Raw genomic sequence first — 284 nt, 5'->3', positions numbered from 1 at the left:
GCCAGCTTATTGACGAGCACAAGATGGCGCCGGAAATGATTTCCATCGTCAAGCGCAACAATTTCGTCAAGGCGTTGGATATAGCACGCCAGGCCCGCGACATGCATGGCGGCAACGGCATCCAGATCGAATATCACGTCATGCGCCACGCGCAGAACCTCGAAACGGTCAACACGTATGAAGGCACGCATGACGTGCACGCGCTGATCCTCGGCCGGGCCCAGACGGGCATTCAGGCGTTTTTCTGAGGGTTCTGGACCGTAGCGGTTGCGTAAAGAAAGAGG

Annotated in this window: 1 protein-coding gene; it reads left to right on the top strand. The window is 57.0% G+C overall.

The features are described from left to right. Positions 1–248: acyl-CoA dehydrogenase family protein (locus EN807_RS34925; RefSeq protein ID WP_281405274.1), on the top strand; the 248-nt coding region annotated here is incomplete at its 5' end. Positions 249–284 lie beyond the last annotated feature (36 nt).

The sequence above is a fragment of the Mesorhizobium sp. M5C.F.Ca.ET.164.01.1.1 genome, from assembly GCF_004792125.1.
In the GTDB taxonomy this organism is placed as follows: domain Bacteria; phylum Pseudomonadota; class Alphaproteobacteria; order Rhizobiales; family Rhizobiaceae; genus Mesorhizobium; species Mesorhizobium wenxiniae.
The sequence above is the reverse complement of the archived record's forward strand: the minus strand, read 5'-3'. Positions and strand labels throughout refer to the sequence as shown.